Origin of the sequence: Nonomuraea jabiensis, from assembly GCF_014204795.1 — a bacterium.
In the GTDB taxonomy this organism is placed as follows: Bacteria; Actinomycetota; Actinomycetes; order Streptosporangiales; family Streptosporangiaceae; genus Nonomuraea; species Nonomuraea jabiensis.
On the sequence record NZ_JACHMB010000001.1, the window covers coordinates 8,241,742 to 8,268,501 of the forward strand.

The window sequence follows — 26,760 nt, forward strand, 5'->3', positions numbered from 1 at the left end:
GAATGGAAAGTTTTCGTCGGCCTTGCCTGAGGGATGCCCATGCGAGAAAGGCTGGACCTGCTGAGGCTCTTCCGCTACGCGGGCCCGGCGGTGACCATCGCGTTGACCGCGATGGTCCTCATCGACGCGGTGGTGCCCGCGGGCATCGCGGTCGCCGTCCAGGAGCTGGTGGCGGCGGACGGCCGATCCGCGCTGGCGCCGGTGCTGCTCATGAGCGGCGTGGTGCTGGCCGGGCAGCTGGCACTGGCGTTCCGGTTCCCCGTGGGACGGCTGGCGGCCGACCGCATCGACGGCGCGCACCGCACGCGGATCGCCGCCCTGGTGATGGGCGTGCCGACCGTGGACGTGGCCGAGCGGCAGGACGTCCAGGACCGGGTGAAGACGACCACGGCGGAGCCGCGGGACTGGGTCGACAGGACCTCGGGCGACGGCGCCGTGAGCCAGCTGGAGCTGGTGGGGCACGCCGTCGCGCTGGCGTCGTCCTCGGTGGTGCTGGCCTGGTGGTCGTGGTGGCTGGTGCCGGCGACGGTCATCCCGGCGGTGTGCTTCCGCACGGTGCACGGCCGCCAGTGGGTCCGGCATTTCCGGATCTGGGTGGAGGGTGTCCTGTACCACCGGCGGTGGAAGTACTGGGGCGAGGTCGCCACCACGCCGGCGGCGGGCCGGGAACTGCGCGTCTTCGGAGCGAGCGAATGGCTGCTCGGGCACTACACGCGTGACATGCGCACCCACGTGGACCCCGTGTGGGAGGACGACCGGCGGGTGCTGCGCGGGCTGTGGCTGGCGCTGCTCCTCCCGCTGGCCGGATGCACCGTGGCCTTCACCTGGGTCGCCCTCGGCACGGCGGCCGGCCAGGGCACCGTCGCGCTGGAGGTGGCCGTGGTCACCGCGGCCTGGTCGGTGTTCAGCGTGGCCATCAGGACCGACGACGTGATCTCCCTGGAAGGGGCCCGGCCGGTCAGGCGGGCCGCCGCTGAGCTGGAGCGGATCAACCCCGCGCCGATCCCGCTGCGCGCGCACGCCGGGACCCTCGCGCTGAGCCCGCTGGGCGCGCACGCCGGGACCCCCGCGGCCCCGCCGCCGCTGGTGCGCTTCGAGGACGTGCGCTTCAGCTACCCGGGCCGGCAGGTGCTCAACGGCGTCGACCTGGAGATCAGGCCGGGGGAGTCGCTGGCGCTGGTCGGGCTCAACGGCGCGGGCAAGTCGACGCTGACCAAGCTCCTGGCCGGGCTGTACCGGCCCGACTCGGGCAGGATCCTCGCCGACGGGACGGACATCGCCGACCTCCCCGACTGGCAGTCCCGGCTGAGCGTGGTGTTCCAGGACTTCCTGAAATACCCCCTCTCCCTGCGCGACAACATCGCCCTCGGAGCCGCCGACCCCGACCTGCTCACCGGCGTCGTCCGGGACGCCGGGCTGGCCCCCGTGGTGAGCCGGCTGCCCGGCGGGTACGACACGCCGCTGTCGCGCAGCCGTACCGCAGGGGTGGACCTGTCGGGCGGGCAGTGGCAGCAGGTCGCGCTCGCCCGCGCCCTCTACGCCACCCGCCGGGGCGCCAGGATCCTGGTGCTGGACGAGCCCACGGCCCACCTGGACGTCCGCACCGAGCACGACCTGTTCCAGCGGCTGCCGGACATCACCGAGGGGATCAGCGTGGTGCTGATCTCGCACCGCCTCTCGACGGTACGGCAGGCGGACCGGATCGTGCTGCTCGACGGCGGCCGGATCACCGAGTCCGGGACGCACGAGGAGCTCATGGCCGGGGGCGGGCAGTACGCCACCATGTACGCGCTTCAAGCCCGGCGCTTCAGCCAGGGATACGACGACCGGCTGGACGAAGGAGACCTCGCGTGAGGGAGTACGCGCGCCTGTGGCGCGAGCTGATCGTGCTGTGCTGGCAGCGCTATCCCGGGTCGACCGCCTTCCTGATCGGCTGGCACGTGGCCTCGACGGTCATGTTCGCGGCGGTGGGGCTCACGCTGCGCGCGCTGGTGGAGGCCACCCAGGCGGGCACCGCCACCGCGATAGGGGTGGCGGCGCTGGGCGCCGCGCTGGTGCTCACCCTCAACCTCGGCGTCGAGCACATCGCCTACCTGCGGACCATCCACCTGGTGGAGCGGATCAGCCTCACCGAGGTCGAACCCCGGATCCTGCGCGCCTGCGCGGAGCTGCCGCAGGTGCGGCACCTGGAGGACCCCGAGTTCCTGGACCGGGTCACCACGTTGCGCGGCCAGTCCGGCGCGGTGGTGGACTGGGCGTGGGCGGTCCTTCAGGCCGTCGCCGCCACGATCGGACTGCTGGTGGCGCTCGCGGTGCTCGGCGGCGTGAACCCCTGGCTGCTCGCGCTGCTGCCGTGCGCGGCCGTACAGCTGGCCATGGAACGGCACGGCCGCAAGAAGATCGCCGAAGAGGACCTGGCCTCGGCCGAGGACCTGCGCCTCCACCGGGACCTGTACGACGACATCTGCGTGAACCCGGCCGCCCTGAAGGAGCTGCGCGTCTACGGCGCCGCGGCGCAGGCGCTCAAGCTGCAGGCCGAAGCCTGGGAACGGGTGACGCGCTCACGCGCCCGCGCCGCCCTGATCGCCGCCGGCTGGTCGTCGGCGGGCTGGCTGGTCTTCGGCGCCGGGTTCACCCTGGCGATCTTCCTGGTGACCGCAGCGGGCCACCCCGGGGACATCATCCTGGCCGTGTCCATGGGCGTCCAGTTCCGCAACGTGGTCGAGCACGCGCTGCACCGATCGATGCAGGTCGGCGGGTACCGCCGGCTGCTGCGGCCCTACCTGTGGCTCATGGAGTACGCCCGGACGCACCGCGACACCGCCGACGCGGCCCCGCCCGCCCGGCTGCGGCGCGGGATCGAGCTGCGGAACGTCTCCTTCACCTACCCGGGGACCACCAGGCCCGTCCTGGAGGACCTGTCCGTGCACCTGCCCGCCGGAGCGGTGGTCGCGGTGGTCGGCGAGTACGGTTCCGGCAAGACCACGCTGGTCAAGCTCCTGGCGAAGATGTACGCCCCCGACTCGGGCAGCATCCTCGTCGACGACGTGGAGCTGTCGGCCCTGGACACCGCCGCATGGCGGGCCTCGATGAGCGCCGCCTTCCAGGACTTCGGCCGCTACTGCACCACCTTCCAGGACTCCGTCATGATGGGCGCCCGGGGCGACCTGAACTCCACGGTGCGCGACGCCGACGCCGAAGCGCTGGTCTCCCGCCTGCCCGACGGTCCCGCCACCGAGCTCGGCCGCCGCTTCGGCGGGATCGAGCTGTCGGAGGGCCAGTGGCAGAAGGTGGCGCTCGCCCGCTCCGGCGCCCGGCCGCGACCCCTGCTGTTCGTCCTGGACGAGCCCACCGCCTCCCTGGACGCTCCGAGCGAGCACGCCATCTTCAGCCGCTACGCGCGGCGTTCCCGCGAACTCGCGGCCTTGAACGGAGCGATCAGCGTCATCGTCTCCCACCGTTTCTCCACCGTGGCCGACGCCGACCTCATTCTCGTGATGGCCGCCGGAAAACTGGTGGAGTCCGGCAGGCATGACGAACTGCTCACCCGGAACGGCATGTACGCGGACCTCTACGGCATTCACGCGGCCGCGCACGCCTGAATTCCCTCAGAACCGGTAATAGCGGTCTATGACGTTTCGGTAGTAGGTGGGTGAGAAACCCATCCGGCCGGTCGAGGGCGCGTGCTGTGTCATTCTCTTCGTCGACACGTTGTAGTCGTTGGCCGGGATGTCCACATAGACCTTGGTGGCGGCCCGGCCGGACATTGCCAGCAGATAGGAGACGATTTCCTCGGCGGTCACCGGATGGCCCGAGGCGATATTGACCGTCGCGTGACGGAGGTCGCCGCAAAGGAGTTCCGCGGCGATGGTCACCAGGTCCGCGACGTCGATGAGATCGCGGCGCGCGCCCCGGTAGACGGTCACCACACCGTCGCTGACCTGGGAGACCAGTGCGGGCAGCAGCTGGTGCCGCCGCTGGTGCGGCCCGACGACCTCCGTCACCCGGAGGATGAGATGGTCCACCCCGGAGGTCCTTATCATTTCCTCCATCGCCACCTTGTGGCGCCCGTACGCGGTGGTGGGGCGAACCGGGTCCTCTTCCGAACGGGGCGACCCGTCGCCGTTCCCGTAAAGATGCGCCGACGCGGTGGAGAAGTAGAGGAGCCGGCGCCGCCCGGCTCTGGCGCGGCCTATCGCCTCATGGAGCAGATCGGCTTCCCGGCGAAACTCCGTCGCTTCGGTGGTGGTCGACCGCGACACCCCGGCGGCGAACACCATCACGTCCATCCGCAGCCCTGAATTGACGAAAGCCCGGGCAATCATTCCGTCACCGACGACCTCCATGAAATCTATTCTCGTATGCAGACAGGCATTCGGGGAGGTTTCCCGGCGTTATTTCCGGAGAGCTCCGTCGCGTCGTTCTCCGCAGGTCGGGCAGTCGGGCCGCCTCGGGATGGGCCGGGAGCGGATCTCCAGCGGCCAGAAGTCCACCTCGCTCCACCGTCCGCTCAGCGCCGGGGGCAGCCCCGCCAGGACCCGGATCGCCTCCCAGGCCAGGATCGTGCCGACCAGCCCGCACAGCGCCCCGATGGCGCCCGCCTTCTGCCTCTTGCCGACCAGCGACTCCATCGGGCCGCGCCCGTGGTCGGCGAAGGTCTCGGCGCGCACGCAGGTCCAGCAGGCGCTCTCCCCGGGCAGGACCGTCGTGCCGAGCACCCCGATGTGGTACGCGTACCCGGTGCCCAGGATGTGCGGCACGTCCGGCCAGCAGGCCTCGCTGACCCACGTGGCCGTGTCGTTGGGCGTGGGCAGGTCGATCGCGTCGATCACGATGTCCGCGCCGTCCACCAGGTCGGCGAGGTCGGCGGCGCAGGTGACGCGCCGGTCGAAGGTCTCGACCGCGACGAACGGATTGGCGGCCCGCAGCCTGGCCGCGGCCACCTCGACCTTGGGCGCCCCCACGTCGGCGACGCAGAACAGGGTCTGCCGGGTCAGGTTCGACGGCTCGACCCGGTCGAAGTCGCACAGGCGGATGGTGCCGACACCCGCGCTCGCCAGGGAGAGCGCGGCCCAGCCGCCGATCCCGCCGACCCCGCACACCACCGCGGTCGAGCGGTCGACGCGCTCCTGCAGCTGCACGCCGCTGGAAAGGTCGGTGAGGCCCTGGTCGCAGAAATCCTGGAGCAACCGCAATTGGCGGTCGTAGAATTGGGCACGGTCGTCGCCGAGCCGCGCGAACGACCCCTCGAGATGGCCGACCCGGCTCAGCAGCTTCTCTTCCGTGAGGATTTGCAGCACCTCGCCGAGCGGCTGCGAGTCGCCGACGGACCGCTCGATCTCAGCATATGTGCGAGTGCCGTCCAGAAGTGTTATCACCCGTTTCACAAAAGCGTCGGCGGCGAATCTCTTCACCGTTCTGTCCGCCGTGCAAAGGAAGAGCAGCTCGTCGCCCTCGGTCTGGACGATCACGCTTTCCCGCAGGCGAGGGCGCCAATCCGTCACGTGTTCCTCCGAGAGCGGGTGAGGTGAAAACACCTCACCCGCACGCTGTCAGTTGCCCGCGGAATTCGAAGCGGTGACCGCGCCGACGCGCATGCTCGTCTCTTCGAGCTTCACCATGACAGGACGTCTTCTCATGGCCCCACCTTCCGTCCGAACGGATTCCTTCACTGCATTCTCTCCATGACGGAATTTTTTACAAGGGAAATTCGGCCAACTCCTGAATCGCCTGGTCGAGGTCGTCGGCGACGCCGCGTTCGTACAGCTGGACGTAAAGCCGGTCGGGACCGCGGCCATATCTGCGTATCTGGCGGGCCCGCACGCGCAGGCGGGCCTGCGCCTCGCGGACGATCTCCTCGGGGCCGCCGCGCCAGCCGTACTCCTCGAGGAACAGGCGCAGGCGCTCCGGCCGGGCGGCGTGGTCGCCGAAGCCGTCGGCCGTCGCCGCGTGCCGGGCGTACAGCGGCACCCAGGCGATGGCCACCCACGCCACGTCCGAAGCCGGTGTGACCGGCCCGGCGAAGTCCCAGTCGAAGAAGCCGGTCAGCCTGCCCTCGTGCCAGGCGGCGTTGAACGGCCCCGCGTCGTTGTGCGCGATGATCGTTCCCGGGGTCCAGGACCCGCCGAGCCGCCAGCACGCCGTGGCGGAGGGCACGTAGCCGGCCACGGCCTCGTGGTAGTCGCGCAGCCAGTGGGCCACCTGGACCAGCGCGTCCTCGCTCCACGCCCATGCCGGCCACGGCGGCTCGCCGGCGTTCTCGCCCGCCAGGTAGGTGAGGATCTCCCGGCCCTCCGCGTCCACGCCCAGGACGCGCGGGGCGCCGCCGAACCCCGTGCGCTCCAGGTGCCGCAGGAGCTCGTGGACCGACGCCGACCACGCCCGCACCGGCCGCCGCACCGTGGCGCCGATCCGCACCACGGCCTGGTCGTTGCCGCCCATGAGCCGGTCAGCGGCCATGGTCGTCCCGGGTCGCGATCTCGACGGCGAGTGCGTTCGGGCGCGGGCCCACAGACGGGAGCACCTGGACGGGCCGGCAGGTGAGCGGGACTTCAAGCATCGTCACCAGGGTGGAGGTGAGCCGGCCAGACCTGCCGCAAAGTACGTTCGCGGTGGCTCCGCATATCACCGGTCCCCGGGTCAGTCATGTGCCGGCCAGCGAGCTCCACCATAATTTTCTCGCCCGCGTCTGTCCATGATCCCGAGAAGGGCGCGATGGCATGCGATCATCGGCGCCATGACGTCCACCCCTGATCAGCGCAGCCGCCGGTCCGGCACGGTCGGCTTCGCCGCCGGCATCGCCGTAGGGGAGCCGTCACGGCGGGGCGGCCCCGTGACACGCGGATCTTCGCCGTCGCGGCGGGCGCGGCCCTCGGTGCGGTGTACCTGCTGCTCGGCTCCCTCGGCCACTTCGTGTTCTCGTTGTTCGGGAACCTGTAGCCGTCCTCACCGACCCCCGCCGCCCTCGGCCGGTGGGCAGGGCGTCTCCCCGTGGTGTGGATCTCGGGGTTAGAGTCTGCCGGATCATGAAATATCACGGAGAAGGCGGATATGTCGGCTATCGAGCAGCTGAAGTTAACCGACCCTGACCTGGCGGAACATCTGCGCAAGAGTATGGCCGAAGTGGAGGCCAGGCTGCTCGTGGCAGCCTCGGAGTCGCCCGACCCGCTGGTGAGCCAGACGGCCGGTTACCTCCTGGGCGCGGGCGGCAAGCGGTGGCGCCCGCTCCTGGTGCTGCTGGGCGCCCAGTTCGGCGACCCGGAGCGCGACTCGGTGCTGGACGCCGCGGCGGTCGTCGAGCTCGTCCACGCCGCCTCGCTGTACCACGACGACGTGATGGACGAGGCGCCGCTGCGCCACGGGGTGCCCAGCGCGCACACCCGCTGGAACAACAAGATCGCGATTCTGGCCGGCGACCACCTGGTCGCCCGCGCCGCCACGCTCAGCCTGGGCCTGGACGAGCAGGCGCGCCGCGCCCAGGCGGAGGCCTTCGAACGGCTGGTGATGGGGCAGGTCAGGGAGGTGGCGGGCCCGCGTCCCGGTCAGGATCCCGTCGCACACCACCTGGAGGTGGTGCGCGACAAGTCCGCCTCCCTGATCGCGCTGTCCGTACGGCTGGGCGGCCTCTGCGCGGGCGCCGACGCCGGCACGGTCGCGGCGCTGGGGGAGTACGGCGAAGCGCTGGGCGTGGCCTTCCAGCTGTCCGACGACATGATCGACATCGTCTCCGGAGCGGACAGGGCGGGCAAGGCGGCGGGGACCGACCTGCGCGCCGGCGTGCTGACCCTGCCCGCCCTGCTGGCGCTGCGCGAGGGCGGGCGGCTCGGCGAGCTCCTGGCCGCCGGCCCGCTCCAGGACGCCGAGCTGCACGCCGAGGCGCTGGAGCTGCTGCGCTCGTCGGCCGGCCTGGCCGCCGCCGGGTCGGAGGCGGCCAGGTACGCGGCCGAGGCGCGCTCGGCCGCGGGGCGCCTCCGCGACTGCCCGGCCAAGCAGGTCCTGGAGGCACTGTGCGAGCTGGTGTCCTCCCGCGCGGCCTGACAGGATCCCGAACGCCGACCCGGAACGCTCGCCAGGCCGGGCGCACGGCCGCCGACCCGGCACCCTCGGCGGGCCGGCTGCGCGGATGCTGGCCTGGGACCCTCGGCGGGTGGGCTGCGCGGCCACCGACCCGGGACGCTCGGCGGGTCCCGGCTTTGCGGACGCCGACCCGGGGTTGTCGGCGGGTCGGGTGTGCGGACGCTGACCCGGGGCCGTCGCCGCGGGCCGGGTCAGCGTCCCCGTGGGGTGCCGGTCAGAGGTTGAGCGGGATCTTCACGTAAGAGCCGTCGATGTTGCCCGCCTTGTCGATGCTCCGCAGGTGGAGCGTCCAGGTTCCGGTGGAACCGGTGGGCTTCATCCAGTAGAACGGCAGGCCGTACGTGGAGTACTGCGGGGTGTCGTCCGGATCGCTGGACACGATGGCCCACTCGATCCGCCCCACCCCCGACCCGCCGGCGTCCGTCGCGGAGGCGTCGATGTGCACCCGCTTCCTGCCGTCGTACTCGTCGTACCCGAGCGCGACGTCGGTGTCGGGCGGGGTCTCGTCGTCCGCCGCCGAACCGGTCACCGTGGGCAGCGGGTTCTGGGCCGGGCAGCCCGCGTCGCACGGCGTGACGGAGACGCGGGTCGCGGGGACCGTGACGCCGCCGCCGTTGAAGGTGATGTGGTCGTTCGGCCCGATGAGGATGGGCTCGTACGGGATGGTCGAGGTGATGACGCCGTTCTCGTACGTGCGCAGCCGGAGGTAGACGTAGCCGAAGTCCGTCGAGGTGATCGTGGCCGCGGCCCTGCCCTGGCGGAGGAAGGCCGAGATGCGCTTGTACGGGCCGACGCCCGCGGCGTAGGTGCTGCCGGGGATGTCCTCCAGCTCGACCTCGGTCGACGGGTCGGTGAACCCGGTGCGCAGCCCGCCCGCGTCGGTGAGCAGCAGGTTGACCGGGCCTCTGATCTCCACCTCGGTGCCCGTGAGCCCGCCGGCGGCGGCCGCCTGGACGGTGTCGTCCCGCTGTGCCGCGAGGGCGGCCGTGGTGGGTCCCTCGCCCTGGACGGCGTTGACGGCGTCGTAGACGACCTGCGACTCGTTGGGCAGCTCGACGTGGCCGATGCCGGAGTAGGCGGGCTCGGTCACGGAGTTGCCGCGCAGCCCCGCGGTGAGCCGGGCCGAGCCGAGCGGCACGGTGCCGTCACCGAGGTCACTCCAGTTGATCATGACGCCGGTGCCGTTGACGCAGCCGTCCCACCAGCCCTTCTTCTCGTTGCAGTGCGCCTCGGGGAACTCGTCGAAGCTCACCGGGGTGGTCACGCCGGTGCCCACCAGGCGGGTCAGGCCGACCCTGGAGTCGGCGGGGTTCCAGGCGTCGGCCGCCCGGTGCCAGGCGCGGGCCTTGTCGATCAGCGCCAGGTTCTTGTCGCTGAGCATGTTGCGCACCTGGTCGGGGGTGAGCGGGCCGCCCGGTACGCGGTTGACCGGCGGCTCGACCACGGTGTGGTAGTTGTCGGAAGGCAGCAGCTCCAGGAAGCCGGGGAAGTTCTTGGTGATCTTCGCGGCCTGGTTCCTGTTGAGCAGGCAGCGGCCGGCGGTCAGGTCGATCACGCAGGGCGTCTTGTAGTGCATGACGCCCAGCGCCTTGGCGGCGCCCAGGTACGGCGTCGCGATGGTGGAGATCCGGTTGATCTTGCCGACGGAGCGCTGCATGCGCGTGGCGGCCAGCGTCACCAGCCCGCCCTGGGAGTGGGCGATGATGTTGACCCGGTCGGCGCCGGTGGCCTGCCGTACCGACTCGATCCGGTCCAGCAGCTGGTCCGCGTTGTGGTCCGAGGACTTGCGCCAGTCCACGGGGTTGAGGAAGAGGTTCTCGCCCGGCTGCGGGTTCTCGATGTCGCCCAGCACGTACCCGGCGTTCTGCAGGTGGGTGACGGTGCCCGCGTAGATGGACTTGATGCCGAGGATCTTCATGATGACCTCGGGGGCGTAGACGTCGTTGCCCTTGGCGTCGGTCTCTCCGTCGTCGTTCAGCATGATGTTGTCGAGGTGCGAGTCGCTGATGCTGAGCAGTTTGGCCAGGGTGCCGGGCCAGTACTCGGTGCTCGCGTCCCTCAGTTTGGACCCCATGATGCCCGGCACGAAGATCACCGGCTTGGTGACGGGCTTGGCGCCGGTGCCGCACTCGGCCGGCTCGTCCTGGGTGTAGGTGAGCCTGCGCACCAGCGCGGCCGAGTCGTAGACCGCGTCGTGCTGGTCGAAGATCGACAGGTACAGCTTGTGCGACCCGCCGGTGATGGGGGTGGAGGCCTTCATCAGCGGCGTGGCCCCGTCGTACGTCGTCCCGGCCGAGGCCGAGGCGGTCATCGCCAGCAGGCCGCTCGTGTTGGTGGAGATGACGTTGCCGGAGGGGTCGAAGGCGAAGTTGTCCGGCGCCAGGATGGTCGACTCGTCGGTGGTCCAGGTGCTGCGGTCCAGCTCGGCGACGAAGCCGTCGTTGTAGGCGGACCTGACGAACTCGGGGAACTCCTCGCTGAAGTACTTGACCTCGAAGGTCATGCACTTGGCCCAGGCCGGGACGTCCAGGTCGACCCGGAGCACGGTGACGTCGTAGGCGCTGTCGCCGCGGACCTTGCCGCCGCCCGAGTCGCGCCCGTCGGAGTTGAACTGGTTGGCCTGCGGCGCGAGGGTGGCGTCGCCCGTGGTCAGCAGGGCGCCGGTGCCGGACAGGCCGCCGATGCCGGTGCCCAGGCCGTTGGTGCCGGTGGCGGGCGGGGTGGTGACGTAGGAGGCCGTGACCAGGCTGCTGTCGCCGACCAGCGCGCCGGCCAGCGCCCTGGCGCCGTCGGCGCCGGTGCCCACCGGGGTCACGCTGCCCGCGTCGACGTCCAGCGTGGTGACGTCGGCGGAGCGGGTCCGCCGGGCCTTGCGTGCCTCGGCGGCGCGCTCGCGGGCGGCCTTGCGGTCGGCGGGCCTGCCGACGGAGATCGTGTGGCGCTCCGAGGAGGGCGCGGCGGTGGACGGGGCGGCGGTGGACGGGGCGGCGGTGGACGGGGCGGGGGAGGACGGGGCGGGGGTGACGGGATCGGCGAGGGCGGGGGCGGGGGCGGTCAATCCGGTCCCTGCCATCGCCACGGCGAGCATGACCAATAAGAACCTGCGGCGCATCGGCTGCTCCAGGCTGGGTCGGGCCGTGAGAACGGACTTCGCTCCGGGCGTTCGTGTCACGGCGGGCCGGGACCAGCGACACCAAGATCAAAGCGGAGAAAACGTATACATCAACACGTACGCGGTCAAGTCCGAAAAATGGATATTGACGGAACATGACGGAGGCTCAATACTCCAGGTGATCAATCCCTGGCCTCCCTACAGCCCCCCGTGAGCACTGGTCGACGCATGCCTGCGTGCTGGCGGTCTGCACCCTTCCCGTTACCCCCGCACCTGTGTGGAGCATGCCATGCGCTTGGCCAAAAACGTTTTCCGTGCCTTATGGGCGGGTGGGCTCGCGGCCGCGGCCTGCCTCGCGGTGACCTGGGCGATGCTGGCGCTGCTCGTGAGCGGCGCGGAAGGACTGGTCGGGAGTTTCCTGGCCAGGAGCGTGAACGGCGTCACCACCGCGGCGGCGGCCGCCACGGGCGGCCCGGTGGACTGGTGGTCGGCCACGCTCTCCTCCGGCGGCCGGATCTGGCCGCTGCGCTTCCTGCTCCAGGGCTCGCCGATGGTGCTGCTCGCGCTCGGGCCCGTGGCGGCCGGTCTGACGGCCGGCCTGCTCACCCGGGGCAGGGCCCGGCTGCTGGCCGCCTCGGCCGGGTACGCCACCGTGATCACCGCCACGGCCACGGTCACCGCCGCGGTGGCGCCCGGCGAGCTCGCGACCGTCAGCACGCCCTGGCCGATCGCGTTCGTGCTCGCCCTGGCCTGGTGCTTCGCCGTGGGGCTGGCCGGCCAGGCGGCGCGCCGCGTGAAGGTCGTGGCCGCCGGCGCGGCCGTCCTGCTGATCGCGCAGCTGTCCGTCTCCGGCTCCGCGGTCGCCGCCCCTCCGGCGAAGGCCAGGACCGAGCTGCCGGTGACCATGGCGGCCGCGGGCCCGCCCGAACCCGCCCCGGTCGGCTACTTCCGCCCGGGCGTGACCGAGGCGCTCGCCAAGGTGGGGGTCTCCCACGCCGCCGACGGAGCGAAGATCGCCGCCGACACCGGCGTCACCATGGCCAAGGACCCCTGGCTCGGCGTGCCCACGATGCTGAGCATGCAGAGCCCCGCCGGCAAGGACGTCAAGAGCTGGCTGCGCGCCAACGCCGGGCTGCTGGCGGCCAAGGACCCCGTCGCCCAGCTCACCGAGCTGCCCGCCAGGCCCAAGGACCCGCTGGGGCTCAAGCACGACTGGTTCCAGCAGCAGGTCGGCGGCGTGCCCGTGTACGGGGCGCGGGTGGGCGTCCACCGCGACGCCAAGGGCAAGACCGTGCTCAGCCTGACCAACAACTTCATCCCCGACCTGGTCCCCACCGGCACCAAGCCGACCCTCGACGCGCCGTCCGCCGTGACCGCCGCCGGCCGGGCCATGCCGGGCGCGAAGGCGGGCGCGGCGCCCGAGCTCCTGCTGCTGCCCGACGAGCCGGACCCCGGCAAGCCGGTGGCGGCCACGCTGGTCTGGCGGGTGACGATGGTCGCCGACGACGGCCGTTCGACGGTCTTCTACGTCGACGCGCTCAGCACCGGACGGATCGTCAAGTTCGAGCCCGGCCACCTGGAGTACAAGAACCGCAGCGTCTGGGACCTGAACAACAACCCGCGTCCCAGCGGCGGCCCGGCCAGGACCGAGGGCGAGGGCCCGGTGTCCGAGCCCGACGTCAACGCCGTCTACGACCACAGCGGCCGCTTCTACGACTACCTGTCGAGCACCTTCGGCCGCGACAGCTGGGACGGCGAGGGCGCCCGGATGAACTCCTACGCCCGCTACTCCAACGACCGCAACCACCAGCCGGTCAAGAACGCCTTCTTCGACCCGCTGACCGGCGAGACCATGTTCGGCGAGGGCACCGCCACGCTCACCATCGTCTCCCACGAGTGGCAGCACGGCGTCACCCACTCCAGCGCCGGCCTGTTCTCCTTCTTCCAGGGCGGCTCGCTCCACGAGAGCTTCTCCGACGTCTTCGCGGCCTTCACCGAGTACAAGGTCAAGGGCAGCACCAGCTGGAAGGCGGGCGAGGGCAGCTCGCTCGGCGTCATCCGCGACCTGGCCAACCCCAGCGCGCTCAGCTATGACGGCAAGCCGCACCCCGACCACTACAGCAAGTACTGGCTGGGCTGCGCCGACGGCGGCTGGGTGCACTTCAACAGCCTGATCCCCAGCCACGCCTGGTACATCCTGGCCACCCGCATCGGCATCGGCAAGACCCAGGAGATCGCCTACCGCGACCTCACCACCCAGCTCGGCCCGCGCTCGCGCTTCTCCGACACGCGCGCCGGCGCCATCCAGGCGGCCTCGGACCTGTACGGCAAGAACTCGCCCGAGATGCTGGAGACCTGGCGCGCCTTCGGCGCGGTCGGGATCGACGGCAACTACGAGTCGCCGCGCCAGCAGTGCATGTGCTTCGCCGACGAGTCGCTGACCGGCGTCGGCCTGGAGGCTCTGGACCCCGACGGCGCCAGCACCGACGCGACCGTGGCCGGCCTGCTGCGCGTGCGCGACATCTTCGAGAACGCCGAGTCCGGCGCCGTCATGCACTACGCCCAGCTGTACGCCCGAGCCAACAGCCGCGCCATGGAACTGCTCACCACCAGCGACACGCTCCGCCGGCAGACCGCCCACCTCATGCAGAGCATGGAACCGGCCTTCCGCACGGTCAACACGCCGCAGGGCGACCTGATATCCATCACGCAGGGCCAGATCGACGAGATCAACGCGCTGGTCGACGCCTACCTCGAGGCCGACATCGACGCGGGCAGCGACGGCACCTGGACGGCTCTGGCCCGCTCCGAACTCGAGCACGCCAACATCCAGGCGATGGTCGGCATGTCGGTCAACGAGGCGTACGCCTACCTCGAATCACTCTTCGACTAAGGAAACACATGCGCCGCCGCCTCCTGACGGCCCTCTGGCTGGTGCCCGCGTTGCTGCTGGGCTCAGCCGTACCGGCCGCCGCCGAGAACGACCCCCTGCCCGACCGGCTCGACCGGGCGGTCGCCGCCAAGCTCGCCGAGCACGACACCACCGACGTGTTCGTGGTGCTCAAGGAGAAGGCGGACCTGTCCGGCGGGCGGTCGCTGCGCGGCCATGCCGCCAAGGCGGAGCACGGGTTCCGCATGCTGCGTTCGACCGCCGAGCGCAGCCAGCGCGGCCTGCGCTCCTTCCTCCAGGACTCCAAGGCGATCTTCACGCCGTACTGGCTGGTCAACGCCGTGCTGGTGCGCGGCGCCGACGCCGGCCTGGTCAAGCGGCTGGCCGAGCGGCCCGACGTGGCCCGGGTACGGCCGGCCGGCAGCGTCTCGCTGCCGGAGCCCGAGCGTACGGCCGAGGCCGTGGCCCAGGTCGCGGGCGCGGAATGGGGCGTGGACTCCGTCGGCGCCCCGCGCGTCTGGTCCGGCTTCGGCGCCAGGGGCGAGGGCATCGTGGTCGCCACGATCGACTCCGGCGTACAGTACGACCACCCCGCCCTGGCCGGGCAGTACCGCGGGCGCAAGGCCGACGGGAGCTACGACCACAACTACAACTGGTTCGACCCGACGCTGGTGTGCGGCGTCCCCTCGGTGACGCCGTGCGACAACAACGGGCACGGCACCCACACCATGGGTACCATCGTCGGCGCGGGCGGGATCGGCGTGGCGCCCGGCGCCACCTGGATCAGTGCCAAGGGCTGCGAGACGAGCCGCTGCAGCGACGTCTTCCTGCTGGAGGCGGGCCAGTGGATGCTGGCGCCCACCGACCTGGAAGGCAACAATCCGCGCCCCGACCTGGCACCGCACCTGGTGAGCAACTCGTGGGGCGGCGACGCGGGCGACCCCTTCTACCAGGAGATCGTGAACTCCTGGGTGGCGTCGGGCATCTTCCCGCTCTTCGCCGCCGGCAACGCCGGCCCCGAGTGCGCCACCGCGCACTCGCCCGGCGACTACGCCAACACCTACGCCGTCGGCGCCTACCAGTCCGACGGGAAGATCGCCGACTTCTCCAGCCGCGGCGACCCGGAAGGCACGGCGATCAAGCCGAACATCACCGCGCCCGGCGTGGCCATCCGCTCGTCCGTGCCGGGCAGCGGCTACTCGGCCTACAGCGGTACCTCCATGGCGACACCCCACGTGGCGGGAGCGGTGGCGCTGCTGTGGTCCGCCGCGCCTGCTCTGCGCGGCGACATCGCCGCCACCAGGCGGGCGCTGGACGAGACCGCCGTGGACGTGACCGACTACAGCTGCGGCGGCGACAGCGCGAACAACCGGGTGTGGGGGCAGGGACGGCTGGACGCCTTCGCCGCCGTGACCTTCGCGCCGCGCGGCCAGACCGGCACTCTCGCCGGAACCGTCCGTGACGCCACCGGCGCCCCCGTGCCGAAGCCGACCGTGACCCTGACCGCCTCCGGCGTCAAGCGCACCCTGACCGGCGGCGCCGACGGGACCTTCAGCATCCCGCTGCCCCCCGGCTCCTACGAGATCACCGCCTGGGCCTTCGGCTTCGCGCCCGCCACCGGCACCGCCACCGTGGCCGCCGGCGCCACCGCCACCCGTGACCTGTCCCTGGCCACGGTCCCGCGTTACGACGTCTACGGAGAGGTCCGGCAGTCCGGCGGCGAGCCGCTGCCCGGCGCGGTGGTCAGCATCGAGGGCACCCCCTACGCCCCCGTCACCACCGAGTCCGACGGCGCCTTCGCCATGCTCGGCGTCCCCGTCGGCACCTGGCGGGTGAACGTGCAGGGAGCCAGGTGCGGCGCCGCCACCACGGTGACGCTCGTGGTCGACTCCGACGAGCTCCTCCAGATCGACACCCCGCTGCGCAAGGACGCCTTCAACAACAAGTGCGACGTCATCCCGACGCTCGCCTGGCAGCCGGGCACCACCCCGCTCGCGCTGACGGGTGACGACGCGGGCGTCGCGGTCACCCTGCCCTTCACCTTCCCGCTGTACGGCAAGCCGTACACCAAGGCGTGGATCTCCACCAACGGCTTCATCAACTTCCAGCGGCTCAGCACCCTGTCCCTCAACAGCGCCATCCCGAGCGGCGGCCTGCCCAACTCCGCGATCTACGCCTTCTGGGACGACCTCGTCGTGGACTCCTCGGCGCAGGTGCTCACCGCCACCCTCGGCACCGCGCCCAACCGGCGCTACCTCGTCGAGTGGCGCAACGTCACCCTGGTCTCCCAGCCTGCGGCACGGCTCACCTTCTCCGCGGAGCTGCACGAGAACGGGCAGATCCTCATCCAGTACAAGTCGCTGTCGAGCGGCCTGATGCCACGCGGCTCCTCGGCCACGATCGGCATCGAGAACAGCACGGGGACGCTCGGCTTCGAGTACTCCAGCAACGTGCCCGTGCTGCGCTCGGGCATGGGCATCCGCTTTTACGGCGCGGGCGTCGTCCAGGGCGTGGTGCGCGACCCCGCCGGCACGCCGCTCAAGGGCATCGAGGTCGGCTACGCGATGCCGGGCGACTCGGCGCTGATGGAGCAGGCCGTCACCGACGCCACCGGCGCGTACCGGCTGTTCCCCCTGCCGGGCGAGTACACGGTGTCGATCGCCTCCAGCGACTGGGAGTACTACTCCTCCAAGGTCACGCTCGGCGAGGAGGGGCAGGTCGTCGACCTCGACATCACCCTGTATCCCAGCAGCAACGACATTTCCGGCGTCGTCAGGGACAGCTCGGGCAGACCCCTGCCCGGGGTGAGCGTGGCCGTCATGGACCGCAACATCGCGGCCGCGACCACGGACGGGACCGGCGCCTACCGGCTGACCGGCGTCCACGGCGGCACCCAGTGGATCCAGGTGTTCGCCCGGGCCTGCGAGGTGATCGTCCAGAAGCGGCTGACGGTCACCGGCGACCTGGTCGTCGACCTGACCCAGGGCATGCCCGTCGACGACTCCGGCTTCGCCTGCACGCGCAAGCCGCGCGCGTGGGTCGAGGGCACCGAGGTGATCGACGTCAACGCGTCCACCAGCGCGATGGTGCCGCTGCCGTTCTCCTTCCCGCTCTCCGGCGACACCTTCACCAGCGTCGGTGTCACGGGTCTCGGCATGCTGCTCTTCTACGACGCGCTGACTGGCGAGTGGTCCTGGGCCGCCCCGTACACCGACAACCTGGCCTACGACGAGCAGTCCTCGGTACGCACCGCGACGGTGAACGGCGCGTTCGTCGTCGAGTGGCGCGGCGTCCTGCTCAAGGGCACCGGTCTGCGCCTCACCTTCGAGGCGGTGCTCCATCCCGATGGGCGCATGATGTTCCAGTACGGCGACCTGCCCGACGACCCGCGGATCCGCAACGGGGAGGGCGTCGTGGCGGTGTCGAACGCCTACGGGCCCGACGTGCTGCTGATCCGCGGCACCCTCGACCCGGAGACGGCCTTCGAGGTCCGCCCAGCCCCTCAGGCGTGAAGCGCCCGGCGGCCGCCCGCCGTACCGCTCGACGACGCGGTACGGCGGGAGGTCGATGTGCGGGGACGGGCCCCGCACGTCCTCAACGGGCGATGCGGTAGGCGCGGATGATCGTCTGGTCGACGGTGTTGCCCGAGCTGTCGGTGGATCTGGCGCGCAGCGACACGAATCCGTCCGACGCCGGGTGCTGAAGAAGGAGCATGCCCTTCCCGCCGGAGCGCAGCGCCTTCGCCGTCTTCCACGTCATTCCGTCGTCATAGGAGACGTCCGCGGAAAGAGCGGCCACGGGGCCGGCCGCCGATCCGGCCTGCGTCCGTACGGTGAACGGAACGGTGAACGGCCCTCCCGCGGGCGCGGCGTTCTGCCCGTCCAGCGCGGGAGCGAACCCGACGACCGACAGCGGCAGCGCCGTCCGCTCCCCGGCCTGGACCTGGGCGGAGCGGAACGTCCAGGCGACCGTGGTACGGGTGGACAGCGTGGAGTCCGGCCCCCGCTCGGTCTCGGCCACCAGCCGGTACTGCGCGTCGGCGGGCGGCACCTCGACCCTGCCGAACAGGCTCTGCCCTTCGGCCACGACCTGGCCGTCGCGATAGAGAATGCTGCGTTGCCTCGACGTCACGCCATGTCCGGGCCGCCCGGCGCCGTCGCCGTACATGAGCGGCTGGTACAGCAGCACGTTGCCGGTCCGCGTGGCCACCGGGGCCTCCGTGACGTTGTTGACCAGGGACGGCCCGAAGACGCCGCGGTTCCACTTCTCGGTGTAGGTGCCTCCCGCCTCGTACCGGGTCGGAGCCGAGTCCACGAACCCGAACTCGCTGGTGGTCTGCTCCCTGAGCCCGTGCCGCCAGCGGATGCCGTCGCCGGTGTTGACGTACTCCGTGTGCGTGAACGGGGCGCGGAAATCGGTCATGAACCGGATGCCGAAGAACTGGCCTTCGGCGGGCACTGCGGTGCTCGCCACCTCGATCGTCGCGCCGGTCCGTTGTACGGAGTGATCGCGGCGGACCGTCGCCAGTTCCTTGCGCGAGACGTCCCTGGTGAATCCCGTGGGCACGCCGCCGCGTACGAACCACGCCGTCCGGTAGGCCGACGGGCTGCCGTGCACGCTGCCGTCCGGCCCCGGCGTGGCCCACTGGCCGGCGACCCTGGTGAGGATGTCGTACGTCTGCGGCGGGCCCAGCTGCGCGACGGAGATCCGGTCGAAGGAGCGAGCCACCAGTCCAGCGGACATCTCGCCGTCCAGCGTGTCGCGGGAGTAGGTCACATCGCTGAGCAAGGGGATGGCCGACGCGTCCGGCACGCGTACGGAGAACGGGCGGGCGAGGCCCGCGTCGAGCACGACCGTCTGCGGCGCGTCCAGCCGCAGGCCCGGATGGACCAGTAGGGTGGAGCCCGCGGCCGAATCGGTGACGCTCTCGACCAGGTACGTGCCCTCGGGCAGCCGCAGGGTCACCGTGCCCGCCGTACCGCCGACCTCGATCGGCGACACGTCCGCCGTGTTCACGTCCGTTCTCGTGACGGTCGTGAGTCCTGTGACCTGCTTCAAGGTCAGCTCATGGCTCTCCACCTCCTTCACGACACCGGCCGGTGTGCTGACGGACACCCCGCCGTCCGCGGTCGCCTCCACGTAGCCCCCCACGAACCCGTCCGCCACGTCGGCGCGCGTGTCGGCGGTGACGGAAACCTCGGCCTCGCCGTTCGCCGGCACGGTCACCGTGTCCGGTGTCACCGACAGGAGCGACGCGGGCAGGGCATCGCCGCGCTCGCCGACCGCCCGGGTCGAGAGCCTGAGCGTCACTGGTGCGGAGCCGGTGTTGCGGTAGGTCACCTTCCGGGTGATCGGCTGGTCGTCACCGTGAGGCCACGGCTGCACGCCGAAGCTCACGGCGCTGGGGAACGCGGTCACCGACGTGGACGTCGCGCGGGCCACGTCCACCCGCCCGGCGCCCTGGGAGTAGACGCCGGCGTCGGGCATCGGGCGGGCTGTCCCCATCAACGCGGCTTTCAGCGTCTCCGGCCGCCAGTCCGGGTGCTGGCCGGCGAGCAGGGCCGCCGATCCGGACACGTGGGGGGTGGCCATCGAGGTGCCGGTCATGGACGTGTACGCACCCTCGCCGGGCGAGTCCTTGCTCCTGGCCGCCTCGATGCCGACTCCTGGCGCGGTGATGTCGGGTTTGAGCGCGGAGTCGCCGGTGCGCGGGCCCCGGCTGGAGAAAGCGGCCAGCCGGTCGGAGCTGTCCACGGCGCCCACGGTGAGCGCCGCGTCCGCGCTCGCCGGGGAGCCGATGGTGCCGGGCTTGCCGAAGTTGCCGGCGGCGGCGACGAAGAGGATGCCGTACCGCTCGGTCAACGTCTGGACGGCCTGTTCCATGGGGTCCAGGCCGGGCGTGTCGGTGGTGCCGAGGCTCACGTTGACGATCTTGGCGCCTTGGTCGGCGGCCCACTGCATGCCCGCCACGATCGCGGACTCGTGGCAGGACGTGTCGGAGCACACCTTGGCGTCCAGCAGCGTCGCGCCGGGCGCGACCCCTCGGCGCGCGCCGTTGCCGGCGATCGTCGAGGCGACGTGGGTGCCGTGCCCGACCAGGTCGCGCTCGTCGCCATCTCCGGAAAAGTTCTCCCGTGCGATGACTTTTCCGGATAAATCGGGGTGGGTGGCGTCGATGCCGGTGTCGAGGACCGCCACCTTCACCCCGGCCCCCGTGTGGCCCTTCTCCCAGGCTTCCGGGGCCCCGATCTGCTTGACGCTGGTCTCCAGTGACAGCTTCGCCTTGCCGTCCAGCCAGATCCGCGCCGTCGGAGTGGCCATGAGGTCTTGCCACAGGCGGCCGGAATCCCGGTTCACGCTGCTCCGCCGTACGGCCATGCCGTTGACGGAGGGGAGCCCGCGAACCACCTCGACATCCCGGACGGGCGGCCGGCTCCTGATCGCGGTGCCGGAGTCGGTGACGATCAGGCGGAGCTCGGGCCCGGACTCGAGGAGGGTGTGCACGTCGAACAGGCGCGGGTCGAGGCGGCCCGCGCGGATCAGCGCAAACGCGTCGCTCGGCACGACCCGTAACCGGCCGCCGATCCGCTGGGTGGCGAACGTGATCGCGTCACGGCCCGGGCCGGGGCTCACCCGCGCGCCGCCCTCATCGACCGTCACCCGGTCTCCGGTGATCAGCGTCATCGTGCCCCCGGCCACCGGGGCACCCTCGGCGGCCTGCGCGGTGTTCACGCCGCCCGAGACCAGGAGCGTGATAGCTGCCAAGGCGGCCGAACCGCTGCGCACGGCCTTCACGCGAAGGCGGTCTCCAGGCGAAGGCCCGGCGATGATCCGTTTGGAAGTCATACCTCCTCTTGGTAAGACGTCATTTCCTTGTTCACCGCGGACCCCTCGGAACGCCTGCCACTGGACGAAGCGTGAAGAACAATCCGGCGTCTCACCAAGTACGGGATGTGAGCCATCAACCATCAGAACGGTGCACCCCACCCCGATTGAGCCGGCCTTCGAGAATGGGGGGCGCGTGAGTGTATTGCGGGACGCCGGCCATCCCCCGCGCGAAATCGACGACGCACACGTGATCCAGCAGTCGCTTCGCCTTCCCGACCGTTTCTCGGTCCTTTACGACCGTTACTTCATGGAGATCCACCGGTACGTGGGCGGCCGGCTCGGCACGCAGACCGCCGACGATCTGACCGCAGAGGTCTTCCTGGCGGCGTTCCGCGGCCGCGCCGGATTCGACGGACGGCGCGGCGTCGTGCGCGGCTGGCTGTACGGCATCGCCACCAACATCATCGCCCAGCACCGCAAGAGCGAGTCACGGCGCCTGGAGATCCTGCAGCGAACGCCACAGCAGGACGCGGTCGAGGCAGGCCACGAAGACCTGGTGGCCCACCGGATGTCGGCCGTGGACCTGCGCGGGCACCTCGCCGCCGCGCTCAACGCGATCTCCGACGCCGACCGCGACGTGCTGCTGCTCGTCGCGATCGCGGAGCTGAGCTACGAGGAGGTCGCACAGGCGCTTGGCATACCTGCTGGAACCGTCGGATCCCGGCTCAACCGGGCCCGCAAGAAGCTGCGAGCCGCCCTGGGCGGAGCCCACCCCATGTTGGGAGACTCAGATGGATGACCTGACCGCGATCAAGGAACTGCTCGCCGTGCCGCCGCCCGCCCCGGACGTGATCGAGGACGGCAGGGCACGGATGGCCGCCGCGTACGCCGACTCGCCTGCCCCTCGCCGCCTGGGCACCCACCGCAGAACCGCCAGATGGACCGCCCTCGCCGCGGCCGCGCTGGGGACAGCGGCCGCGGTAACCGCCGTCGTCACGCCGGGCGCCGTCACGCCGGGCGCCGTCACGCCGGGCGCCGTCACGCCGGGCGCCGTCACGCCGGGCGCCGTCACGCCGGGAGCCGTCACGCCGGGAGGCGTCACGCCGGGCGACCCGGCCGTCTCCCGCTCCGCCGACCCGCTGTCGGCTCGGCAGATCTTCCTGGCCGCCGCGACCTCGGTCTCGAAGGCGCCCGCCGCCGAGGGCGCGTACTGGGTGCGAAGCGGGGTGGCCGGCAAACAACGCCTCGAACCGAGCGGCCGGTACACGCTGGAAGCGAGGTCCTCCACGGACATCTGGATCGCGCGCGACCGCGGCAAGCCCACCTGGTACATCACCCGGAACCTGGGCGTGAAGCCCGCGACGCCTCAGGACGAGCAGGCGTGGCGAGCAGCGGGCTCGCCGAGCAGCTGGACGTATTCCGGCCTGCCAGGCAGGGCAGTGACCTTGCGCACCAAGCCGGACGAACCCGTGACCGCCCGCCAGGACGGCGAGGGTTCGATGGGATTCCTGGCGAACAAGCCCATGACGCGCGCCGAACTGGCCAAGCTGCCGACCACCCCGGAGGGCCTGCGCGAGTATCTGGAACCGTTGGTGACCGAGCAGCACGGCACGGAACCCGTGAACGCGGACGCCGAACTCTACGAAACCGGCGTGCGCCTCCTCATGAACCTTCCGGCCTCCCCCGAGACGAGGGCGGCAGCGTACCGCATGCTCGCCTCACTTCCTGGTACGACGGCGGAAGGCCAGGTCACGGACCCGCTCGGCCGTACGGGCCAGGCCGTCAGCCGCCGGCTCGCCAATGGGACGGATCGGATCATCGTCGACGCGGAGACCGGGGAACCGCTGGCCTTCGAATCAACCATCAAGGGAATACGCACGTTCGAAGCGATCAAGAAGACCGGCTGGACGAACGAACAACCCCCGCTGCCGCCCGGCAACCAATAGTCACCTCTCCACCGCCACCCGCACGCCCCAACGCCCAGGCCACAGCTCCGCACCCGCCACCGGCACCGCAACGGTGGCCTCGCCCCCCAGCCGTGCAGGAACCGCAGCCGCCACCCACCCGCCCGCCGCCGTGCCTCCACCTGGGCATTGGCGATCGCGCGGCACGCTGGCGCGGGCCTCGCGCGCTCGCTGCGGCGCCGTTGGGTCGGCAGCACGCTGCGCGCCACCCCGTACAGCCATCCGGTCTCGCTGCCCCGTCCCGGCCGGTAGGTGTGCCGGGAGTGCAGTGCCACTAGGTAGGGACATCGTTGTCCGGGGTTGCCAAGCTCGGCTGCTAGCTGATCGTCAGGCGAGTAGTTTGGCTGGGATTGCCCGCGACGGTGAAGGAGCCGCCGATGACCACTGACCCGACGATGACCCGGATCGGCCAGGGGGTGGAGTTACATCACCACCGAGGTGAGCGTGAAGCTGCTCGCGACTTGTTCGCGCAGATCTGGGACGACATCGGCGGCGAGCAAGGCGACCCGCTGCATGTTTGCGTCCTTGCCCACTCGATGGCCGACGTGCAGGACGACGTGCACCAGGAGCTGATGTGGGATCTGCGGGCGCTCGCCGCCGCCGATCTGGTCACCGATGAGCGGGTGGCCCAAGCCGGGGTGCCGCTCTCAGTGGCCGGCCTGTATCCGTCGCTGCACCTCAACCTGAGCGACTGCTATCGCAAGCTGGGCGATCTCGGCCGCGCCCGTGAGCACCTCCAGCAGGCGCGGGCGCAGATCGGCGCGCTTGGCGACGACGATTACGGGCGGCTCATCAAGGGTGGCCTGGAGCAACTGGCCGAACAGTTGGGTGAGACCACCTGACCGCGCCCCGGCGCTCTCCATGGAGCAGCGTCGCGCATGCCTGAAACAGCTGGTCATGCTGCAGAAGGTGACCATTCACCACCTGGGCCGGGCGCTGACCGGCGAGGAGGCCGGCCGGCTGCGGGCACTGACGCCGTATCTTGACGAGGCGATCACCCGGGCAATGTGATCGTGCGCGACGACGAAGGAGGCTGCTTGGTCGTTTTCGCCTGTGCGGAGTGCGGCGCCGTGGTGACCGCGCGGGTGGCCCGGGTGGCGCTTCCCGACCACTCTGGCCAGAAGTACGGCCATGCCCTGCTCCCCGGTCTTCTGGAACCAGGAACGTACGTGGTGGACCCTGGAGACGGCCGGCCTTGGACACCATTGGAGCCCGAGCCCGAAGAGCACGGCGTCCGACTGCAGACATTCGTCATCTCGGGATCCCCGAACAGGATCGGGATCGCGCCAGGCGACGTCCGCGGAACCGTCTTCATCCCCGAGAGGTTAGGCGGCTGCTGCTGTGGCTGGGACGGCCAGTACGGTCCCAACCTGGCGTGCGCGGGGTGCGGCCGCCCGGTGGCGACCCGCGTCGACGACTGCGGGTTCTGGCAGGTGGTGTGGCTGGAGCCGGACGCCGTACGTCCTGTCGCCGTCGACGGCCCCGTCCAGCGGGTGATGGACTGGCTGGAACTGCCGAGCACGCCGCCCGTTGATCCGCTTGGTTTCTGGAGCCCGCGGTGGGAGGCCGCGGTCGCGGTGGCACTGGCGCACCTGCTGGCGGTCTCGGGTGGCAAGCGGGTGTCCGTCCCGGAGGGTCCTGTCGCAGAGGCGTTTCGCCGGGCGATCGACGTTCTGCTCCCTCCCGGCCCACCAGAACGGCACCTCGTCCTGGCCGGGCCCGGCCTGCCCGCCGCGATCACGGACATCGCCCTGGTGCCGCGGCATCCGCAGACCGGTGAGGTGTGGCCGCGCGACGCGGAAGCGGTGGTGCCGCTGGCCGCGGACGTGTGGACGTACCTGGCCTGCAACGATGATCGGCGGCTCGTGCCGGCGGCGTACGGGATGCCTGCCGGCGTTCGCCGGGATGATCCGCCCCCGCTGCTGCCGCGCCGTCTTTTCCGTCCTGATGGGCGGGTGTTCCTCAGGGCGCTGGAGCGGCTGGCGACGGTTCGGCAGCCGTGGTTGCGCCGCATCCAGGACCGGGTGCAAGACCGCCCGTACCTGGACCCGTTCGTGTAGACCCAGATCTACTGGGACCCCCACACCCGTAGGGACGCGTCTGAGGTTGTCGTCACCGCCTGAGCGGCGTGCCGGTCCGGCGCGGCGCTCGGGTCCCTGGTCCAGTCACGTAAGAGGAGCCATGTCCCGGAACGGGGGTGGTGGGCCCGTAGGCATGGCAGAGTCGCCTCTACCCGCACGTGGCGTGTGGAGGAGGGCTTGGAAACGCGCAGTAGGTACAGCTGCACGGGTTGACAGCCCGAGCCCTTGCACGCCTTGGGCGGGACGGGACCTGGGCGAACAGGCAGGCTTTGACCTCTGGGTAGGAGCGCCCGCACCGCCCTGCCGTGCCCGTCGGCTCTCCAGACATTAGGGTCTGCCGTGATGACGACTTCTGCTTCATCGGGCGCGCGGTGGTTGCTGCTGGACGAGTACACCGGTGAGGTGGGTGAGCCGGACGTCACGCTGGGCGTGTGCCACGACATCGACGGGCTCTTCGTGGACCCCGAGCCCTTGCCTCCGCCCGAGACGTTCACCCTGCTCGGCTGCGATCCGGCGGGTCCGCTGCTGGAGGCGCTGCGGTATGTGGGGACCGAGCGGGCGTGGTTGCCCAGCATCGCCTTGACTCCCGTTCACCGGCCGGGGCAGCGGCCCGCCGGGTGCTGGGAGTACGAGTACGGGTGCACGTGCGAGGAGGAGCTCATCGACGTCACCGTGGTCAGCCGGCGCCCGTCGGCGGCGCGGGAGGGCCTGGTGGACCTCGACTTACGCGGATACGTCCGGCTGCTTCCGGAGCACGGGATGCCGGAGGTGAAGCCCGACGGGACGGGGTTCCGGCTGTCCGCGCTTGACAACGAGAAGCTCGGCGAGTGCCTGGACGTCGCCGGAGTCTTCCGCGTGCGCCCCGCCGCGCCCGTCCATCCGGCGACGCTGATCGGTTTCCGCCCCGAAGCGTCGCTGCCGGGATGCTGTCGGCCGCCGTCGTCTCCGTCGGCCGTCGAGATTGGGCGACGGCCTGCTGGACATCGCCCTGGACGGCGGGGTGGAGGAGCCGTCGCCGACTGGCACCCGTGAGTGCCGCTGACCCAACCGCCGGCCGCCTCCCGCCTTCCGAACCGGCATGGCCTCACCGCCATCGGAAACCGGATGACGTGCCGTCGGCAAGGCGATCACGATGGTGGCATGCTGGTCGATCACTTCCCGCCGGCCGGGCTGCGCCTGACCACGCCCCGGCTCGAACTGCGGCTGCCCTCGCCCCAGGAGCTCGCCGAGCTGGCCGACCTGGCCGCCGACGGCATCCATGACCCGGACGCCTCGCCGTTCCTCGTGCGGTGGACCGACGCGCCGCCCGCCGAGGCCGCCCGCAGCGTGATCCACTACCACTGGCGGCAGCTCGGCGCGTGGACGCCGCAGGAGTGGTCGCTCGACCTCACCGTGTTCCGGGACGGCGTGGTGGCCGGGCAGCAGAGCCTCGCCGCCCGGGACCTGGGCATTACGCGCCAGGTCCGCACCACCTCCTGGCTCGGCCGCCGCCACCAGGGGCAGGGGATCGGCACCGAGATGCGGGCGGCCGTACTCCACCTCGCCTTCGCCGGTCTGGACGCCGACGTGGCCCTGTCCGGCGCGCTTGAGCACAACGGCGCCTCCCTCGCCGTGTCCCGCAAGCTCGGCTACGAACCCGACGGTCGCCTGCGCCACGCGCTGGACGGGAAGATGGTCGTGGAGCACCGGTTGCGTCTGATCCGGGACGCCTGGGAGCGGCGCCGCACCGTTCCCGTCCGGATCGACGGGCTTGAGCCCTGCCTGCCCCTGATGGGCCTCGACGCGCCGTCGGGCCGCTGAATCTGGGCG

Annotated in this window: 18 protein-coding genes; 12 read left to right on the forward strand and 6 right to left on the reverse strand. The window is 71.2% G+C overall.

Going from position 1 to position 26,760, the window contains the following annotated elements:
- The first annotated feature begins 39 nt into the window (after nt 1–39).
- Complete coding sequence (locus tag HD596_RS37595; RefSeq protein WP_185074232.1) at nt 40–1,854, forward strand: ABC transporter ATP-binding protein; 1,815 nt, start codon at nt 40–42, stop codon at nt 1,852–1,854.
- Nucleotides 1,851–3,602, forward strand: coding sequence for an ATP-binding cassette domain-containing protein (locus HD596_RS65100; RefSeq protein ID WP_185074233.1), 1,752 nt, complete (start codon nt 1,851–1,853; stop codon nt 3,600–3,602). Before HD596_RS37595 ends, HD596_RS65100 begins: the two co-directional genes overlap by 4 nt.
- Nucleotides 3,603–3,608: 6 nt before the next feature.
- Here HD596_RS65100 and HD596_RS37605 read toward each other — a convergent pair whose 3' ends face one another.
- The 4 genes from HD596_RS37605 to HD596_RS37620 form a co-directional block, all read right to left on the reverse strand.
- Complete coding sequence (locus HD596_RS37605) at nt 3,609–4,346, reverse strand: NAD-dependent epimerase/dehydratase family protein (RefSeq protein ID WP_185074234.1); 738 nt, start codon at nt 4,344–4,346, stop codon at nt 3,609–3,611.
- Between the two features lie 48 nt (nt 4,347–4,394).
- Nucleotides 4,395–5,504 (reverse strand): HesA/MoeB/ThiF family protein, encoded by a 1,110-nt coding sequence (locus HD596_RS37610; protein ID WP_185074235.1) that lies wholly within the window; start codon nt 5,502–5,504, stop codon nt 4,395–4,397.
- Nucleotides 5,505–5,697: 193 nt separating this feature from the next.
- On the reverse strand, nt 5,698–6,459 hold the full coding sequence (locus tag HD596_RS37615; protein ID WP_185074236.1) for a phosphotransferase: 762 nt from the start codon (nt 6,457–6,459) through the stop codon (nt 5,698–5,700).
- A 294-nt stretch (nt 6,460–6,753) separates the two neighbouring features.
- On the reverse strand, nt 6,754–6,909 hold the full coding sequence (locus HD596_RS37620; RefSeq protein WP_185074237.1) for a hypothetical protein: 156 nt from the start codon (nt 6,907–6,909) through the stop codon (nt 6,754–6,756).
- Between the two features lie 141 nt (nt 6,910–7,050).
- Between HD596_RS37620 and HD596_RS37625 the strand changes: the two genes are divergently transcribed.
- Nucleotides 7,051–8,037 (forward strand): polyprenyl synthetase family protein, encoded by a 987-nt coding sequence (locus tag HD596_RS37625; protein WP_185074238.1) that lies wholly within the window; start codon nt 7,051–7,053, stop codon nt 8,035–8,037.
- Between the two features lie 253 nt (nt 8,038–8,290).
- On the opposite strand, the gene HD596_RS37630 is transcribed toward HD596_RS37625, so the two are convergent.
- Nucleotides 8,291–11,188: a choice-of-anchor L domain-containing protein gene (locus HD596_RS37630; RefSeq protein WP_185074239.1), complete on the reverse strand. Its 2,898-nt coding sequence runs from the start codon at nt 11,186–11,188 to the stop codon at nt 8,291–8,293.
- Between the two features lie 289 nt (nt 11,189–11,477).
- Here HD596_RS37630 and HD596_RS37635 point away from each other — a divergent pair, with 289 nt between their 5' ends.
- Nucleotides 11,478–14,081, forward strand: coding sequence for a M4 family metallopeptidase (locus HD596_RS37635; RefSeq protein WP_185074240.1), 2,604 nt, complete (start codon nt 11,478–11,480; stop codon nt 14,079–14,081).
- Between the two features lie 8 nt (nt 14,082–14,089).
- Nucleotides 14,090–17,590: a carboxypeptidase regulatory-like domain-containing protein gene (locus HD596_RS37640; protein WP_185074241.1), complete on the forward strand. Its 3,501-nt coding sequence runs from the start codon at nt 14,090–14,092 to the stop codon at nt 17,588–17,590.
- Nucleotides 17,591–17,672: 82 nt separating this feature from the next.
- Here the strand turns inward: HD596_RS37640 and HD596_RS37645 are convergent, their stop codons facing one another.
- Nucleotides 17,673–20,924, reverse strand: coding sequence for a S8 family serine peptidase (locus tag HD596_RS37645; RefSeq protein WP_185074242.1), 3,252 nt, complete (start codon nt 20,922–20,924; stop codon nt 17,673–17,675).
- Between the two features lie 130 nt (nt 20,925–21,054).
- Between HD596_RS37645 and HD596_RS62455 the strand changes: the two genes are divergently transcribed.
- The 7 genes from HD596_RS62455 to HD596_RS37680 all read left to right on the forward strand — a co-directional run bounded on the left by HD596_RS62455 (nt 21,055) and on the right by HD596_RS37680 (nt 26,751).
- On the forward strand, nt 21,055–21,705 hold the full coding sequence (locus HD596_RS62455; protein WP_313045875.1) for an RNA polymerase sigma factor: 651 nt from the start codon (nt 21,055–21,057) through the stop codon (nt 21,703–21,705).
- A complete protein-coding gene (locus tag HD596_RS37655) occupies nt 21,698–22,852 on the forward strand; it encodes a CU044_5270 family protein (RefSeq protein WP_185074244.1) in 1,155 nt (384 codons plus the stop codon). The genes HD596_RS62455 and HD596_RS37655 overlap by 8 nt, the downstream gene beginning before the upstream one ends.
- Nucleotides 22,853–23,247: 395 nt before the next feature.
- On the forward strand, nt 23,248–23,712 hold the full coding sequence (locus tag HD596_RS37660; protein WP_185074245.1) for a hypothetical protein: 465 nt from the start codon (nt 23,248–23,250) through the stop codon (nt 23,710–23,712).
- A gap of 19 nt (nt 23,713–23,731) precedes the next feature.
- On the forward strand, nt 23,732–23,881 hold the full coding sequence (locus HD596_RS37665; protein ID WP_185074246.1) for a hypothetical protein: 150 nt from the start codon (nt 23,732–23,734) through the stop codon (nt 23,879–23,881).
- Nucleotides 23,882–23,907: 26 nt separating this feature from the next.
- Nucleotides 23,908–24,930 (forward strand): hypothetical protein, encoded by a 1,023-nt coding sequence (locus HD596_RS37670; RefSeq protein WP_185074247.1) that lies wholly within the window; start codon nt 23,908–23,910, stop codon nt 24,928–24,930.
- A gap of 363 nt (nt 24,931–25,293) precedes the next feature.
- A complete protein-coding gene (locus HD596_RS37675) occupies nt 25,294–25,983 on the forward strand; it encodes a hypothetical protein (RefSeq protein ID WP_185074248.1) in 690 nt (229 codons plus the stop codon).
- A gap of 108 nt (nt 25,984–26,091) precedes the next feature.
- Complete coding sequence (locus tag HD596_RS37680) at nt 26,092–26,751, forward strand: GNAT family N-acetyltransferase (protein WP_185074249.1); 660 nt, start codon at nt 26,092–26,094, stop codon at nt 26,749–26,751.
- The last annotated feature ends 9 nt before the right edge of the window (nt 26,752–26,760 follow it).

Coding starts and splice junctions, on each gene's coding strand:
- HD596_RS37630 (WP_185074239.1), bottom strand. CDS start 11,188: ATGCGCCGCAGGTTCTTATTGGTCATGCTCGCCGTGGCGATGGCAGGG.
- HD596_RS37595 (WP_185074232.1), top strand. CDS start 40: ATGCGAGAAAGGCTGGACCTGCTGAGGCTCTTCCGCTACGCGGGCCCG.
- HD596_RS37605 (WP_185074234.1), bottom strand. CDS start 4,346: ATGGAGGTCGTCGGTGACGGAATGATTGCCCGGGCTTTCGTCAATTCA.
- HD596_RS37615 (WP_185074236.1), bottom strand. CDS start 6,459: ATGGCCGCTGACCGGCTCATGGGCGGCAACGACCAGGCCGTGGTGCGG.
- HD596_RS37635 (WP_185074240.1), top strand. CDS start 11,478: ATGCGCTTGGCCAAAAACGTTTTCCGTGCCTTATGGGCGGGTGGGCTC.
- HD596_RS37675 (WP_185074248.1), top strand. CDS start 25,294: ATGACGACTTCTGCTTCATCGGGCGCGCGGTGGTTGCTGCTGGACGAG.
- HD596_RS37640 (WP_185074241.1), top strand. CDS start 14,090: ATGCGCCGCCGCCTCCTGACGGCCCTCTGGCTGGTGCCCGCGTTGCTG.
- HD596_RS37645 (WP_185074242.1), bottom strand. CDS start 20,924: ATGACTTCCAAACGGATCATCGCCGGGCCTTCGCCTGGAGACCGCCTT.
- HD596_RS37680 (WP_185074249.1), top strand. CDS start 26,092: ATGCTGGTCGATCACTTCCCGCCGGCCGGGCTGCGCCTGACCACGCCC.
- HD596_RS37625 (WP_185074238.1), top strand. CDS start 7,051: ATGTCGGCTATCGAGCAGCTGAAGTTAACCGACCCTGACCTGGCGGAA.
- HD596_RS37660 (WP_185074245.1), top strand. CDS start 23,248: ATGACCACTGACCCGACGATGACCCGGATCGGCCAGGGGGTGGAGTTA.
- HD596_RS37655 (WP_185074244.1), top strand. CDS start 21,698: ATGGATGACCTGACCGCGATCAAGGAACTGCTCGCCGTGCCGCCGCCC.
- HD596_RS37665 (WP_185074246.1), top strand. CDS start 23,732: ATGGAGCAGCGTCGCGCATGCCTGAAACAGCTGGTCATGCTGCAGAAG.